We start from the raw sequence: 15,767 nt of genomic DNA on the forward strand, positions 1-15,767 counted from the left end.
AGCTCTAATTTACGTTGTTTTTTTGAATTTATTTCTTTGGAATAAATTTTAAAGCAGCTCCATTAATACAATGACGCTTTCCTGTAGTATCTCGAGGTCCGTCGTTAAAAGAATGTCCTAAATGTCCACCACAAGTATTACACTTTAACTCAGTACGAGCATATCCTATTTTATAATCAACATCCAGTTCAACATTACCTTTTACTTCTCTATCAAAAGAAGGCCAACCAGAACCAGAATCAAATTTGTGTTCAGATTTATACAAAGGAGTATCACAACCTGCACATACATAAGTTCCTTTAGAATAAACTTTGTTTAATTTACTACTAAATGGGCGTTCTGTTCCAGCTTCTCTAAGTATATAGTATTGTTTTGGAGTCAGTGTTTTTTTCCACTCAGAAGCTGTTTTTTCAACTTTGTACTTTTTTTCACTTTTTTTAGTTTGAGCATTTCCTGCACAGCTAATAAAAAGTCCTAAAAATAAGATAGCTAATAATTGTTTCATTCGTTTTGTATAATAAAATTAACGGCACGGTTTATTACATTTTTATCACGCAAAATTTTAGTATGTCCTAAGCCTTGTGTAATGAGTAATTTTCCGCTTTTTAAATTTTGACGAATGTTTTGTGCACAACTTACAGGAACATCTCCATCTTGAGAGTCATGAATAACTAAAGTTGGAATAGAAACACTTTTTGCTACAGTACTTGAGGAATGTTTATCAATATTAGTTTGCCATTGTTTGTCAAATTTAGCTTTAATCTTTTTAGCAACTATAGTTTTCACTTTTAAGTTGTTGGTGAAATTTAGAATCACATCTGAAATTTTATCAGCAGAACCAATAGTAACTAGTTTTTTAATATTAAAATTGTCTCTATCGATACTATTGTATAAACACATTCCTCCAAAAGAATGACCCACAGCAGCTTCAAAAGGTCCAAACTGTTGATTAATTTCATTAATAGTATCCAAAAAATCAGGCATCATAGTAGTTTTTCCTGTAGAAGCTCCATGTGCTGGTCCATCAAAAGAAATTACCATATATCCTTTTTCTAAAAGTTTATCGGCAATCATAAATAATTGTGTACTTCTACCTGCCCAACCATGAACTAATAAAACTTTCTTTTTGGAATATCCATAAGATAAAACTTGAATATTTTGATTTATAGATGGTATATTTATTGTTTTCTTTTGCGCACTTTCTAACATTACTTTTTCTCTTTTTGGTATTGAAAAACCAATAGGAGTTATAAAAAGCTTTGAAGCAAGTTTAGCAGTTAAAGAAGTTGAAAAAAATTGTGTAACCTTAGCGATAGCAATAACTGGTTTAGGAATTGTTAAACTAGGAGGAAATATATTTGAATTCATAAAATTCATGAAATTGATTTTTTGGATAAAGATAGAATTTGTAATTTTAAATAATATAAAGCGTTCTAAAATTGTGACATTATTTTGAATGATGTGTCTCAATAATATAACTCAAACAAATAAAAACATTAATAATGAAAAGAAGTATAGCCTTAGCTTTTTTAACAGTATTCTTAATACAATGTAGCACGGTGCCAATTACAGGAAGGAAACGTATTAATTTTGTAAGTGATTCTCAGGTGCTTCCAGCAAGTTTTGCTCAGTATAAAGGATTTATAGAAAAAAATAAACTGTCTAAAAATGTAGCAAAATCAAATCAGATAAAAAGAGTAGGTAAGAAAATTTCAGCAGCTGTAGATCGATTTATGAGAGCCAATGGAATGGTAGCAGAAGCAAATGCCTATAAATGGGAATTTAATTTAATAGAAGACAAAACAGTAAATGCTTGGTGTTTACCAGGAGGAAAAGTAGTTTTTTATACTGGAATTTTACCAATGTGTGCAAATGAAGATGGGGTTGCTGCTGTAATGGGGCACGAAGTAGCTCATGCTTTTGCTAAGCATGGACAAGAGCGTATGTCTACAGGACAGTTACAACAATTAGGTGGAGCTGCAGTGGCTTTAGGAACTAGAAATAGTGAGAATGCTAAAATTTGGAATATGGCTTATGGTATAGGTTCTCAGGTAGGAGTTATGTTGCCTTTTAGTAGAAAACATGAAACTGAAGCAGATAAGTTAGGATTAGTTTTTATGATTATGGCTGGATATAATGGAGAAGAAGCTGCTGAGGTATGGGTACGAATGAGTCAACGAGCTAAAGGTAAGCAGCCTGCACAAATATTAAGTACACACCCTTCAAATGAAGAGCGTATTAAAACATTAAGAGCATTTTTACCTGAAGCAAGGAGTTTAGCAGCAAAATACAATGTACCTGCTAAAAAATAATAGCACTCAATAATTTATATTATATTGCAAACCGTTCATTTTTTTGAACGGTTTTTTTTGTATAAAGAATAGAATAAATATGTATAAAATAGGAGATAAGAAGCTGATTAATGCCTGGGCATTTTACGATTGGGCTAATTCAGTATATTCATTAGTAATTAGTACAGCCGTTTTTCCATTGTATTATAGTGCTGTAACCAAAGGTAAAACAGTTCGTTTTTTAGGAATGGATTGGGAACATCCAGATAGTTTGTATAGTTATGCTTTATCTTTCTCTTTTTTAGTAGTAGCTTTTATTTCACCTATTTTATCGGGTATTGCCGATTATACAGGAAGTAAGAAAAAGTTTATGAAATTCTTTTGTTGGTTAGGAGGTTTATCTGTAGCATCATTATACTTTTTTGATGGAGTAGATACTGTATGGATTGGAATTTGGTTTACCATCTTAGCAAGTATTGGTTTTTGGGCAAGTTGGGTATTTTACAATGCTTATTTGCCAGAAATAGCACTACCAGAGCAACAAGATAGAGCAAGCGCAAAAGGTTTTATATATGGTTATATTGGATCTGTAATTTTATTAATTATCAATTTAGGAATGATTATGTTTCCTGATGCTCTAGGAATTACCACAGGAATGGCTTCGAGACTTTCTTTTGTAATGGTTGGGATTTGGTGGATTGGTTTTGCACAAATTACTTTTCGTAAGCTACCAGATGATATTTATAATAAACAACCTGACAATGATTATATATGGAAAGGATATAGAGAGTTGCAAATTGTTTTTAAAGAGGTTTTGAATTATCCTACTTTAAAGAAGTTTTTAGTAGCTTTTTTCTTTTTAAGTATTGGAGTTCAAACCATAATTTTAATGGCAGCTATTTTTGGTTCTACTGAATTAGAATTACCTTCAACAAACATGATAATTACTATACTATTGGTACAAGTGGTAGCTATTGTAGGAGCTTTTTTCTTTTCAAGATTTTCTGATAGATATGGAAATTTTACAGCTTTAAAAGTTACTATAGGAATATGGATGCTAGTTTGTTTTTCAGCATTTATGTTAGACAAAAGTCAAGAGAATGTTGAATTATATTTTTATGGACTAGGAGGTTTGTTAGGTTTGGTACAAGGAGCTATTCAATCGTTAACAAGATCTACCTATTCCAAACTATTACCAGAAACCGAAGATCATGCTACTTACTTTAGCTTTTATGATGTTACTGAAAAAATAGCAATCGTATTAGGAACCGCTGTTTATGGTGCTTTATATGCAATTACAAACTCAATGCAGTGGAGTGTATTATGTTTGGCAATTTTCTTTTTAATATCATTTATTATCTTAAGTACTCTTAAGAAAACAAAGTATGTAGAATAGCTTTAAAAAGTACAAGCTGAGGTAAAACTCACTTTTTCTTTGGTTATTGGATGTATAAATTCAATATGTTCTGCGTGTAAATGCAATCTGTTAGATTTTTCACCGTATAAATCATCACCAACAATAGAAGTATTTAAACCTAAGTTATGAGCAGCATGCACGCGTAATTGATGGGTACGTCCTGTAATTGGGTAGAAATGTACTTTTGTTTTTCCATCATTAACTTCAATTGTTTCCCATTTAGTCAAAGCAGGTTTCCCATGTTCATTACAAACTAACTGTTTGGGTCTATCATCTAAATCAACTCTTAGAGGTAGGTTTATGGATCCATTATTTTTAGATAAAGTTCCATCAAGTAAAGCTACGTAGCGTTTATGCACAGTTTTGTTTATAAATTGAGCTTGTAAAGCTTTATATATATATTCATTCTTAGCAATTAATAAAATACCTGAAGTAGACATATCTAAACGATGTACGATTATTGGGCCAGTAATCTTTGGGTATTTATTTTTGATACGTTGATAAACGGAATCTTGTATTTCTTTACCAGCTACTGTAAGCAATTCTTCTGGTTTATTAATAACCATTAAAGCATCATCTTCATAAATAACTGTAATATCCTTTTTATTGACAGATAATTGCTCTAATAAAGGATTTTTAGTTACTAATATACCTTTTAACATATGTGTTAAAATAGGCTTGCATTTTCCAGTACAAGCTGGGTAAAAGTTTTTATGCTTTCTTACAGAAGTAGCTAAGGGTTTTCCCCACCAAAATTCTGCCATACAAATAGGTGTTAAACCATGTTTAAAAGCATATTGAAGTAGTTTAGGAGCACAACAGTCACCAGCTCCTGCAGGAATGTTTTGCTTTGAGTTTTTAAAGACATCTAAAAGATTTTGAGTTTCTTTTTCTTGATTTAAAAACTGATAGTGTTTAAAAATTTCAGTTTGTACCCAAGCAGAAAGTTTTTTTCGTTGTTTTTTTAATTGATTAACTTTTTGTTGATAGCTTAAAAATTCTTTTTCTAAAGGAGGAATCTTAGCTTTTAAATAAACTTCATATTCTCGTAAATAAAACTCTTCATTAATATTTAATTGATTGTTTTGTTTACCTAGTTGTTTTCTTAGCTTTCTTCTTGCTTTTATTTTAGAATGTTCTTCGTTTAAAAGTTTTTCATTAGTTAACGAAAGTGTATTGTAATCATTTTTAATTGTTGTGAACTGAATATTGTTTTCTAGTTCAAAAAGCTCTTGATTAATTTGATTGAGTTTATTTTCGGTTTGTATATAAAAACCATTTTTATCTAGTATATCATAAACAGGCGGAACAAAATGTTGATGTACAGAACTATTCTCAATTTTTCCTGAAAAAGCTGCCAAATAACCTATTTCCTCGTTTGAGTTTTTTACTACTAAAACACCAAACATTTTACCTAAAGCATCTTTAGTTGTATTGTTTTCTATTCCAAAGTTATGCTCAAAATCTGTTTGTTTTTTTAAATACTTTTGTAATTCATTTGCAGCTATTATAGCTAACTTGTGAGGAGAATAGTTATGAGGATAATCAAATTTTGGAGGTAATGAAATAGTATTTATACTAGATGTAAAATGAATAAACTTAGTCATATTTTAAAAAGAAAAAAGTGTTGCTTACACAACACTTTAGTAAAATTAATTATTATAAATTTTATCGTATAAATCTTTATAAATTTCTTTAATTATTTTTCGTTTCATTTTCATGGTAGGAGTAAGGTGTCCACCATCTATAGACCATTCTTCAGATGTTAATTCAAACTTTTTAATCATCTCCCATTTTCCAAATTTAGAATTGCAAAGAGATACTTCTTCTTGAATACGCTCTATAACTTTAGGGTTTTTAATTAAATCTTCATTATCGCCTAGAGTTACATGATGTCTTACAGCCCATTCTCTAATAAACTCAAAATTTGGTTGAATAAGTGCTGCAGGCATTTTTTCACCTTCACCAATAACCATTACTTGCTCTATAAAACGAGATTGTTTTAATTCACCTTCTAATAAAGGTGGAACAACATACTTACCACCTGAGGTTTTAAACATCTCTTTGGTACGTCCTGTAATTTTTAAGAATCCATCATGACAAATCTCTCCTTTATCACCTGTATGGAAATATCCATCTTTTAGTACCTCAGCTGTTTTTTCAGGATCTTTATAGTATCCTTTCATAACATTAGGCCCTTTTACTAATATCTCTCCGGTATCTGCAAGTTTAACCTCAACACCATCTATCATACGACCTACAGTACCAACTCTAAAACCACCATTACGTACATCGTTTACAGAGATTACAGGAGAAGTTTCAGTAAGTCCATAACCTTCCATAACTGGCATTCCAGCCGCAGCAAATACTCTTGTTAAACGAGGTTGAAGTGCAGCAGAACCAGAAACCATTAATTTCAATTCTCCACCTAAAGCAGCTTGCCATTTAGAGAAAATTAATTTACGTGCAATACCTAGTTGTTTTTCATACCACCATCCATTTGCACCATATGGCTTATATTTAAGTCCTAATTCAATAGCCCAAAAGAATAATTTTTTCTTTACTCCAGTTAAATCAGCTCCTTTGGCATAAATTTTATCATATATTTTTTCATACAACCTAGGAACGGCTGTCATTACATGAGGTTTTACTTCTTGAGCATTTTCACTTAATTTATCAATTGCTTCAGCAAAATAAATTGAAACACCACAATATTGGTATAAATACAATATCATTCGCTCGAAAATGTGACAAACAGGTAGAAAGCTAAGTCCACGTTCCTCTCCATATAAAAGTGGAACTCTTTTTTCACTAGATAAAACATTAGAAACAATGTTTCCATGTGAAAGCATTACACCTTTAGGTCTACCAGTAGTTCCTGAAGTATAAATTAGTGTAGCTAGTGTATCAGAAGTTACATTATTTTTTCGTTCTTCTACTTCGTTTTGATTGCTATCATCTTTACCTAATTCTAAAATTTCTTTCCAATTTTTTTCTCCAGAAATTTCATCAAAAGTATAAACATCTTTAAGTTTTGTATTGCCTTTAATTTGATTTAATTTTTCTAAAATTTCAGTATCAGAAACAATACAATAAGTTGCTTCTGAGTGATTTAAAACATATTCGTAATCTTCTTTAGAAATAGTAGGATAAATAGGCACATTTTGAGCACCAGTTTGTAAAATTCCTATGTCGCAAACATTCCATTCGGTTCTGTTGTTTGTTGATATTACTGCAATTTTATCGTTTGGCTGTACACCTAAACGAAGTAAACCTCTACTAATAGCATTTGCTTGGTCAATATATTCTTGAGTTGATATTGATTGCCATTTGCCATTATATTTTGTTGTAAAAGCTTTTTTTAAATTATAAGTTTCTTGTTGATAGTAAGGGAAATCAAAAAGACGAGTAATTTCAATCGACATATGTTCAAATTTTTGGGCTCTGCAAATTATGAAAAATAGACCGATTGCACAAGTTTGAGCTTAATGCTTGATTTATTGTGAATTATATATTTTTTTATATAAATCGTTGTATTTTTCTAAGATAATTTTACGTCTCATTTTCAATGTTGGGGTTAAATGCCCAGCATCGGTAGTCCATTCATCTGAAGTGATTTCAAACCGTTTAATTTGCTCCCAATTACCAAATTTTTTATTGTAAAAATCAATTTCTTTTTGAATACGATTTATCAGTTTTTGATCAGTAGAAACATCAGTAATTGTATGATGATGTCTTTTAGCCCATTCGTATACAAATTCGAAAGATATTTGAATCAGTGCTGCAGGCATTCTTTCACTTTCTCCAATAACCATAATTTGTTCAATAAAACGTGATTTTTTTAATTCACTTTCTAATACAGCAGGAGCTATGTATTTACCACCAGATGTTTTAAAAATTTCCTTTTTCCTATCTGTAATCTTTAAAAAACCTTCTGAGTCAATTTCTCCTATGTCTCCTGTATGTAAGTAACCGTTTTTAATGGTTTCATTAGTTTGTTCCTCATTTTTATAATATCCCATCATTACATTTGGACCTTTTACCAAGATTTCTCCATCATCAGCAATTTTAACCTCAACGTCTTTAATGATTCTTCCAACTGTGCCTATTTTAAAACCATTATTACGCATGTCTGTTACTGAAATGGCAGGAGATGTTTCGGTCATTCCATAACCTTCAAAAACTGGGATTCCTGCTGCAGTAAATACCTTAATTAATCTTGGCTGCATTGGTGCACTTCCTGCTAACATAAAATCTAACTGACCACCTAAAGCTTCTTGCCATTTAGAAAAAATAAGTTTTCTAGCTATTCCTAGTTGAAATTCATACCACCAACCATTTGCCTTATAAGGTTTGTATTGTTCTCCAAGTTTAAGTGCCCAAAAGAATAAACGTTTTTTTATACCTGATAAGTTACTTCCTTTATCTACAATTTTATCAAAAACTTTTTCTAATAATCTTGGCACTACTGCCATAAAGTTAGGTCTAACTTCTTTTAAATTATCTCCAATTTTCTCAATACTTTCAGCAAAATGAATTTCAAAGCCCATGTATTGACAATAATAGGACGCTGCTCTTTCGAAAATATGACAGATAGGAAGGTAACTGATAGCCTTTTTTTGGTTGTCGTGTAAATCTAAGGAATCACCTACTGCAAAAATATTACTAACTACATTTTGATGTGAAAGCATAACTCCTTTTGGAGTACCTGTAGTTCCTGATGTATAAATAATAGTAGCTAAGTCCTCAGGTTGTACATTATCTTTAGAGTTTTCTACAGCTGATTGTAATTCATTATTTTTTCCTTGAGATAAGAAAGAAGTCCAGCTATAGTCAGCATCAATATCTTCGAAAGTGTATACTTTTTTAATTTGCGTTTGATCTTGAACTTTTATCACTTTTTGATATAATTCATCATCAGAAACAAAACAGAATACACTATCAGAGTGATTTAAAATATATGCATAATCTTTTTCAGAGAATGTAGGATATAGCGGTACATTTATGGCTCCAATTTGCATAACGCCTATATCTAAAATATGCCATTTTGGTTGGTTTACAGACGTAATTACAGCTATTTTATCTCCTTTTTTTATTCCTAATTTTAATAAAGCTCTACTTACTTGATTAGCTTGTTTTATATAGTCTTGAGTTGAAATATCTTTCCAAGTATCATTTTCTTTATAAACTAAACATTTTTGTTGTGGATAGGTATGTAACTGGTAATAAGGGAAATCAAAAAGGCGAGTAATTTCTGTAGGTTTTTGCATAAATGTAAGCGGTTTGCCATAAATCTATGAAAAAAAAGTGAAAGAGTTAATTGTTAAAAATTAATTATGTAAAGCATCATCAATGTTTTTTAAGTTTTAGTTAAAATATTTATAAAGAAGCTAAAACGTTAATTATATGATAACTATATTTTTAAATTTGAGAAAAAACTTTTCAAACTATGGTTAAACAAACAATCTTAATTTTAATGTTATTGGTTACATTTCATTCCTATTCTCAAAAGAAAGGAAATGAAATAACCATTGGTACTAATTATATAATTGAATCAACTATTTTAAATGAAAATAGAGAAATTCAAGTTTATTTACCTGATAGTTATGATAGCTCAAAAGAAAGGTATCCAGTAATGTATATTTTAGATGGGCAGTGGTTTTTTACAAACGGAGTAGGGATTCAAAAATCATTAAGGACTCCAGGAGCTATTCCAGAAATGATTATTGTTGGAATTAAAAATAAAAACCCATTAAGAAGAACTTTGTTTAATAACGAGAGAACAAAATTTACATCATTTTTAGAGAAAGAAGTGATTAGTTTCATAGATGGTAACTTTAGAACTACAAATGAACGACTCATATATGGATGGGAAGCAGCTGCATATTATGTTAGTAAGCTAATTTTAGAAAAAAACGAATTGTTTAATGGTGCTATTATAACTGATGGAGGTTTTGCATCTGAGAAGATTATTAAAAATTTTAAATCGACTAAAGATGTATATCTGTACATAGCGAATTCTAAGAAAGATATTTATTATATATCTTCAACAGAAGCGTTTAGTAAAGAATTGAAAAAGCACAATCCCGAAAATTTACTTTGGAAATATGAATTATTTAATGATGAAGTACATGAAACAATGCCACATTTAGCAATGTACAAAGGGATTATGTATTATTATCATAATTATGATTCCTTAGTCTTTGAAAGTATTGAAGCTTATGAAAAAGCAGGAGGAATTCCGTATTTAAAGTCTTTTTTTAAAGAAAGAGCTAAACGTTTTGGGGGTAGTGGTAAAATAGATAATAGCACTAAAAATTCATTGATATGGTTAGCATGGAGACGTGACAATTTTAAATACTTTAGCTTTTTTATGGAAGAGTTTAAAGATGTTTTAGATACGAGAAGATATGATAGTGCTTATTGGAAAAATAGATTAGCTCAATTCTATTTAAAGCATAAAGATTATAAAAATGCTATTAAGTTTTTTGAAGAAGGTATAAAGAAATATCCTAAATCTGAGTTTGATAAGTTAATGAAGAAAGGACTTAAAATAGCGAAGAATAAATTATAAATTATTTATTTAAAAAGCCTCAAAATATTGAGGCTTTTTTTATTTTAAGAATTAAGAAAAGTTTTTAAATCTTCATATGAGTTTATGGCTATTGCGCTCTTCTTTCGATGCATAATCGATTGAATTTGTTCAGGAATAGTTACTTGAATACCTAATGTATTTTCTACTACATCTAAAAACTTTACTGGGTGTGCTGTTTCTAAAAATAAACTTATAGAATTTGGATTTTCTTTTTGATATTCTTTAGCTCCCAAGTACCCAACGGCTCCATGAGGATCGGCAATATAATTACTTTCTTTGTGTATTGCTTTCATTGCACCACGTGTTTCTTTATCTGTAAAAGAATAGGATGAGAAAGTACTTTTTAAAGCATTTAAATCATTATTGAACAATTCTTGAATACGTATAAAGTTACTAGGGTTTCCAACATCCATAGCATTAGAAATTGTAGCTATTGATGGTTTTGGGTTATAGTTTCCGTCTTTTAAAAAGTTAGGAACAGTGTCATTTACATTCGTAGCGGCTACAAAATGTTTGATTGGAAGGCCTAATTTTTGAGCCATAATACCAGCACAAATGTTACCAAAGTTTCCACTAGGAACAGAGAATACAACATCTTTTTGCTGTTTATAGACCTGTTTATAAGCAAAGAAAAAATAAAACATTTGAGGTAACCAACGAGCAATGTTAATTGAGTTAGCTGAAGTTAAAACGCGATTTATTTCTGAATCTAGAAAAGCAGTTTTTACCATATCTTGACAGTCATCAAATACTCCGTTAACTTCTAAAGCTGTAATGTTTTGCCCTAAAGTAGTTAATTGTTTTTCTTGAATATCACTTACTTTTCCGCTAGGGTAGAGTATAACTACTTCTACACCTTTTACCCCTAAAAATCCATGAGCAACAGCACCTCCAGTGTCGCCAGAAGTAGCTACTAAAACAGTTACTTTATTGTTGTTGTTTCTATTAAAATATCCTAAGCAACGTGCCATAAAACGAGCTCCTACGTCTTTAAAAGCCATAGTAGGACCATGAAATAATTCTAAGGTTCCAATATTTTCTTCAATTGAAACAACAGGAAAATCAAAAGACAATGTCTCTTTAATTATTTCTTGTAAAGTTTCGGTAGGTATTTCATCTCCTACAAATTGTTGAATAGCTTTATATGCAATTTCTTCATTAGAATATTCTCCAATATTTTCAATAAAGTCTTTGTCTAAAGGAGTAATATTTTCTGGGAAATATAAACCTCTATCAGGAGCTAATCCGTTTACAACAGCTTCTTGAAAACTAACTTTTGGTGATTTTTTATTTAAACTGTAATATTTCATTTTGTGTTGTGTTTATTTTGTCTCTAATATTTTAACTCCTTGTGTATTTATTTTAGATGTAAAAAGATTAAAATCAATGTTTTTATCACTGTATGCATTTTGTATAGCTTTATATACATTATTAGCTGTTTTTTCACCTTTACATAATGCAAAAATTGTAGGGCCAGAACCAGATATTCCTGCTCCTAATGCACCTGCTTTGATAGCTTCATTTTTAACTAAATCAAAATGAGGAATTAAATGCTTTCTAACTGGTTCTACAATAACATCAGTTAATGAATTGGCTATTACTAGATAATTATTTGTATACAATCCACTAACAAGACCACCAACGTTAGCCCATTGAGTTGTAGCATCTTTTAAAGATACTTTTTGAGGTAATACATCTCTAGCGTCCTTAGTTTTTACTTCTATTTGTGGATGTATAGCAACTAATTGTAATTCATTAGGAACAGGCAGCTTTATAATGTCTAGAGGTTCATAACTTCTTATTAAGACAAAACCTCCAAAAATAGCTGCGGCTACATTATCAGCTATAGGAGTCCCACAGGCAGCTTTTTCACCTAACATTGCAAATTTTGTAAGCTCTAAGCTAGAAAATGGCTTTCCTAATAATTCATTTACACCAAAAGCAGTACCTCCAGAACTTGCAGCGCTACTTCCTAATCCACTTCCAGGTGAATATCCCTTATGCATAGTAATTTCTATACCAAAGTCTACTGAATGTTCTTTAAGCATAGCTAAAGCAACTACTCCTGCCGCATTTTCTTTTGGGTTTAAAGACAAACCTTTAGCGCCAGTTATTTGTGTTATTTTAACTCCTTTTTCTACAGTTTTTGTAAAAGTCATTTCGTCGCCAATCGTATCTACGGAAAATCCCATAGAATCAAATCCGCAAGAAACATTAGCAACTGTTGCTGGAGCAAATATTTTTATATAGTTCATTTTTTTGCAATTAAAAATAAGTCGGTATCACCAATCGTAGTACCTTCTTGGTATTTTTTTGTGTAATTTTCTAATAGTTGAAACTTGTTGTTTTGTAAAGCATCAACTAAATATTCTCGATTATGGTAATGAATAAATAAGCTATTTTTTCCATCTGAACTAGTTTTATATTCAGAGTCAGTATTATAATCGCCTATCATTGTGCTTATATAAAGTAATCCATTTTCATTTAAGATAGTATAAGCATCTTGAATTAACTGAATACAATCTTCTTTTGAGATATATGGAAAACAGAAACCGAAAATAATAAGATCAAATTTTTGATTTAAGTATTTAATGTTTCTACAGTCTTCTACTTTAAAACTAGCATCTTTAACATGTTCTTTTGCTAATTGAATCATATTTTCTGCGGCATCTATCCCTAGAATTTTAAAATCACTCCTTTTATTAAGTAAATACTTAGTAATATTTCCAGGACCACAGGCAACATCTAAGATTGTTTTATGGTCATTTTTACAATGTTTTAAAAGCCTATCATAACTATGATGATATACAGTTGCTTCCATAAATTTATCATGGTATTGCTGTGATACCTTATTATAAGTTTCTATGATATGTTGATACTTATTCACCATTCAATTTTAATTATTTCCTATTCTAATAACGTCAGCAAAAATTCCTGAAGCAGTTACATCTGCACCAGCACCAGCACCTTTTATCTGCAATGGATTTACAGGATATCTATCTGTAAAGAATAACACAATATTATCGCTACCTTCTAAATTGTAAAAAGGATGGTCAGAAGGAATATGCTGTAAACCAACATTAGCTTTCCCATTTTCAAATTCAGCTACATATTTTAAACGACAATTTTGATTGTTAGCATTTTTAAATATTTTTTGAAAATGAACTTCATATTCAGTTAAACTAGCGTAAAATTCATCATTATTGGTTGTTTTTAAGCTTTTTTCAGGTAAGAACGCATTGTTTTTAATGTCTGATAATTCTAAGTTAAAACCACTTTCACGAGCTAAAATCAATATTTTTCTAGCAACATCAATTCCACTTAAATCAATTTTCGGGTCTGGTTCAGTATAGCCCTGTGCTTGTGCATCAGCAACAACATCATGAAAAGTATTCTTGTTATTAAAATTATTGAATACAAAATTTAAAGTTCCAGATAAAACAGCTTGTATTTTATGAACTCTATCTCCAGAAGCGATTAAATTTTTTAAAGTATCTATAATTGGTAGTCCAGCACCAACATTAGTTTCAAATAAAAACGGAGCATTATACTTATTGGAGATTTTCTTTAGTTTTTTATAATTTTCTAAATCTGAAGCACAAGCTATTTTATTGCAAGTAACTACTGCAATATTATTACGTAGATAGTTTTCGTAAATTTCAGAAACCGATTGATTGGCTGTGTTATCAACAAAAACAGAATTACGAAGATTGAAAGATTTTGAACGTTCAAAAAATGATTGTATAGAGCTTTCTTCGCCATTTTTTAACTGTTTTTTCCAATTCGATAAATCGATACCTTCTTCATGAAATACCATTTTTCTAGAGTTAGAAACTCCAATTACTCGAATGTTTAATTTTAAGTTTTCTTTTAAAAACTCTTTTTGTTGGTAAACCTGTGCTAAAAATCGTTCACCTACATTTCCAACACCTGTTACAAACAGGTTTAATTGTTTTACTTTTTCTTCAAAAAACTGTTCATGTAATGTATTCAGCGCTTTTTTTGCATCAGAACTATTTATAACAGCCGAAATATTTTTTTCTGAAGCTCCTTGTGCAATTGCTCTTACGTTTACATTATTTTTTCCTAAAGCACTAAACATTTGTCCACTCAAACCTTGGTGATTTTTCATTTTATCACCTACTAAAGCTATAATGACAAGGTTGTTTTCAACTAAAACTGGATTAAGTTTATGTTGTCGAATTTCAAAAGAAAAAGTTTCATTTAATGATTCTTTCGCTAGTGAAGCGTCTTCTTCGTAAACTCCAATACAAATAGAATGCTCAGAAGAAGCTTGTGTTATAAATACTACATTGATATTTTGTTGAGACAATGTTTCGAACATTCGTTTTGAAAAACCAGGAATACCAATCATGCCACTTCCCTCAAGAGTTAAGAGATTTATATTTTCTATGTGCGTAATTCCTTTTACAGGCTTATGATTGGTAGATTCTTTAGAAATTAGAGTTCCTTCATTTTCTGGATCAAATGTATTTTTGATTCGAATAGGAATTTCTTTTTCTAATACTGGTTGAATAGTAGGAGGGTACAAGACTTTGGCTCCAAAATGCGATAATTCCATTGCTTCTTCATATGAAATTTGAGTAATTGGAAATGCTTGTTTTACTATGCTAGGATTTGCTGAATACATTCCACTAACATCTGTCCAAATTTGAAGTTCATTAGCATTAAGAGCAGCTGCATAAATGGCTGCAGAATAATCAGAACCACCACGTCCTAGAGTTGTTGTTTCATTTTTTACATTGGAAGCTATAAACCCACCTAAGATAACTGCATCAAAAAAGTTTTCTTTAAAAAAGCTGCTACAGTTTTTATTAGTTAGTTCAAAATTTACCTGAGCATTTAAAGAATCACTATTTGTAATTATAAGTTCTCTACTGTCTTTATGTGTTGCATTTATTAATTCCTTTGCAGCATTGGCAATAATATAAGATGACAATCTTTCTCCAAAACTAGCTACTTTAGCTAGAGTTTTAGGGGAAAGCTCTTGTAAGAGAAAAATACCTTCATAAATAGCCTTCAATCTGTTAAATAAAAACTGAACTTCTTGAATTACTTTTAATTGTTTTTCTTCAGAAATTAATTCTTTAATTACAGAAAAATGTAACTCTTCTAATTCTGTAATTGATTGATTAACGGTACTATTATCTTTTAAAGCTACTTGTGCTGTTGCTAATAATTTATCGGTTGTTTTTCCGAAAGCAGAGACTATAACTGCAACTTTTTCGTGTTTAGATACTTGTTTTACAATATGTAAAACCTTTTTGATGTTTTGATGATTGGCAACTGATGATCCACCAAATTTTAAAACTTTCATTGTTTAATGTGTGAAATTATAAATTGATTTTGAATGAGTTATCTGTTTTTGAGTCTTTCAAAAATATAACTATAGCCTAAGATGATATGTAAAAAATGAACCCCCTAAAGGGTACCCGTAATGATA

General features: G+C 30.3%; 12 protein-coding genes. 3 read left to right on the top strand and 9 right to left on the bottom strand.

Annotation, left to right across the window (positions count from 1 at the left end; genetic code table 11):
* Positions 1–28: 28 nt before the first annotated feature.
* Both msrB and Q0958_RS11035 read right to left on the bottom strand, forming a co-directional pair.
* On the bottom strand, positions 29–505 hold the full coding sequence (msrB, locus tag Q0958_RS11030; protein ID WP_272149571.1) for a peptide-methionine (R)-S-oxide reductase MsrB: 477 nt from the start codon (positions 503–505) through the stop codon (positions 29–31).
* Positions 502–1,377 (bottom strand): alpha/beta hydrolase, encoded by an 876-nt coding sequence (locus tag Q0958_RS11035; RefSeq protein ID WP_299122961.1) that lies wholly within the window; start codon positions 1,375–1,377, stop codon positions 502–504. The genes msrB and Q0958_RS11035 overlap by 4 nt, the downstream gene beginning before the upstream one ends.
* 125 nt (positions 1,378–1,502) lie before the next feature.
* Here Q0958_RS11035 and Q0958_RS11040 point away from each other — a divergent pair, with 125 nt between their 5' ends.
* Together Q0958_RS11040 and Q0958_RS11045 are read left to right on the top strand one after the other, a co-directional pair.
* Positions 1,503–2,312 (top strand): M48 family metallopeptidase, encoded by an 810-nt coding sequence (locus Q0958_RS11040; protein WP_299122964.1) that lies wholly within the window; start codon positions 1,503–1,505, stop codon positions 2,310–2,312.
* Positions 2,313–2,391: 79 nt separating this feature from the next.
* Positions 2,392–3,687, top strand: coding sequence for an MFS transporter (locus Q0958_RS11045; protein ID WP_150899587.1), 1,296 nt, complete (start codon positions 2,392–2,394; stop codon positions 3,685–3,687).
* A gap of 2 nt (positions 3,688–3,689) precedes the next feature.
* Here Q0958_RS11045 and Q0958_RS11050 read toward each other — a convergent pair whose 3' ends face one another.
* The 3 genes from Q0958_RS11050 to Q0958_RS11060 form a co-directional block, all read right to left on the bottom strand.
* Positions 3,690–5,315 (bottom strand): RluA family pseudouridine synthase, encoded by a 1,626-nt coding sequence (locus Q0958_RS11050; protein WP_299122994.1) that lies wholly within the window; start codon positions 5,313–5,315, stop codon positions 3,690–3,692.
* Between the two features lie 45 nt (positions 5,316–5,360).
* Positions 5,361–7,133, bottom strand: a complete 1,773-nt coding sequence (locus tag Q0958_RS11055; protein ID WP_299122996.1) for an AMP-dependent synthetase/ligase — start codon at positions 7,131–7,133, stop codon at positions 5,361–5,363.
* Positions 7,134–7,205: 72 nt separating this feature from the next.
* On the bottom strand, positions 7,206–8,978 hold the full coding sequence (locus Q0958_RS11060; protein ID WP_299122998.1) for a long-chain fatty acid--CoA ligase: 1,773 nt from the start codon (positions 8,976–8,978) through the stop codon (positions 7,206–7,208).
* A 179-nt stretch (positions 8,979–9,157) separates the two neighbouring features.
* Between Q0958_RS11060 and Q0958_RS11065 the strand changes: the two genes are divergently transcribed.
* Complete coding sequence (locus Q0958_RS11065; RefSeq protein WP_299123000.1) at positions 9,158–10,282, top strand: alpha/beta hydrolase-fold protein; 1,125 nt, start codon at positions 9,158–9,160, stop codon at positions 10,280–10,282.
* A 44-nt stretch (positions 10,283–10,326) separates the two neighbouring features.
* Here Q0958_RS11065 and thrC read toward each other — a convergent pair whose 3' ends face one another.
* From thrC to thrA, 4 genes are read right to left on the bottom strand one after another with little or no spacing between them, the layout of a single operon-like run.
* On the bottom strand, positions 10,327–11,613 hold the full coding sequence (thrC, locus tag Q0958_RS11070; protein ID WP_299123002.1) for a threonine synthase: 1,287 nt from the start codon (positions 11,611–11,613) through the stop codon (positions 10,327–10,329).
* A 12-nt stretch (positions 11,614–11,625) separates the two neighbouring features.
* Positions 11,626–12,558: a homoserine kinase gene (locus tag Q0958_RS11075; protein ID WP_299123004.1), complete on the bottom strand. Its 933-nt coding sequence runs from the start codon at positions 12,556–12,558 to the stop codon at positions 11,626–11,628.
* Positions 12,555–13,190 carry a class I SAM-dependent methyltransferase gene (locus Q0958_RS11080; RefSeq protein ID WP_299123006.1) on the bottom strand — a complete coding sequence of 212 codons (636 nt, stop codon included), beginning with the start codon at positions 13,188–13,190 and terminating at the stop codon, positions 12,555–12,557. The genes Q0958_RS11075 and Q0958_RS11080 overlap by 4 nt, the downstream gene beginning before the upstream one ends.
* Before the next feature lie 9 nt (positions 13,191–13,199).
* Entirely contained in the window at positions 13,200–15,641 is a 2,442-nt protein-coding gene (gene thrA, locus Q0958_RS11085) for a bifunctional aspartate kinase/homoserine dehydrogenase I (RefSeq protein ID WP_299123008.1), read from the bottom strand.
* Between the last annotated feature and the right edge of the window lie 126 nt (positions 15,642–15,767).

This window comes from uncultured Tenacibaculum sp. (assembly GCF_947499065.1).
Lineage (GTDB): Bacteria > Bacteroidota > Bacteroidia > Flavobacteriales > Flavobacteriaceae > Polaribacter.